We start from the raw sequence: 599 nt of genomic DNA, 5'->3' as shown, positions 1-599 counted from the left end.
GACGATCAACGCCATGAGCTGCGCGCAGCCCTTGCACCGTTACATTGGCCGTTGCGCGAGGAAGGCCCCGAGATCCGATTGGCGGCAATAGCGGAAGACGTTGCGGCACGCATCACCACGCACCCAATGTGGACGCACCCGATGCTCGACGCACACCGCTCCATCCTCGGACTGACGATCGAACTGCACACCGTCGCTGCCGCGGCCCATCAGTTGTTAACCGTGCGCGCCGCCATGACCGAGATCCCGACCGACGACGGTAGCGACGTCCTCGCCCGAGCGCGGGCAGAGTGGGAACGCCGACACGTCGTTGCAGCGCAAGCAGAATCAGCATTGATCGGCCGGGTGGCTGCGCTCCGCGCCTACGAAGATGCTCTCACGCCCGTTGAAGCGAGCGTGCGCAGCCTTCAGGTGGTCACAGAGTTGGCAGCCGGGGGAGAAGAGGTGGACCGGCTGTACCAGCAGATCGTCGGCGCCGAACTTTCGATCGAGCACACCGCCACGTTGCGCAGCGACATCGACGATGTCCGCGCCGGCCTCGATGCCCAGGTCGCGTACCTCGATTCCCTGATCGGGCCGCGGCACACAACCTGACGTGG

Annotated in this window: 1 protein-coding gene; it reads left to right on the top strand. The window is 65.4% G+C overall.

The window, feature by feature from the left end; all coding sequences use genetic code 11:
* Positions 1–594: hypothetical protein (locus V2B23_RS30905; protein WP_430953697.1), on the top strand; the 594-nt coding region annotated here is incomplete at its 5' end.
* Between the last annotated feature and the right edge of the window lie 5 nt (positions 595–599).

It is taken from the genome of Rhodococcus sp. 24CO, assembly GCF_050586165.1.
Classification (GTDB): Bacteria; Actinomycetota; Actinomycetes; order Mycobacteriales; family Mycobacteriaceae; genus Rhodococcus_F.
Note: the sequence above shows the minus strand (reverse complement) of the source record. Positions and strands in the feature narration are given on the sequence as shown.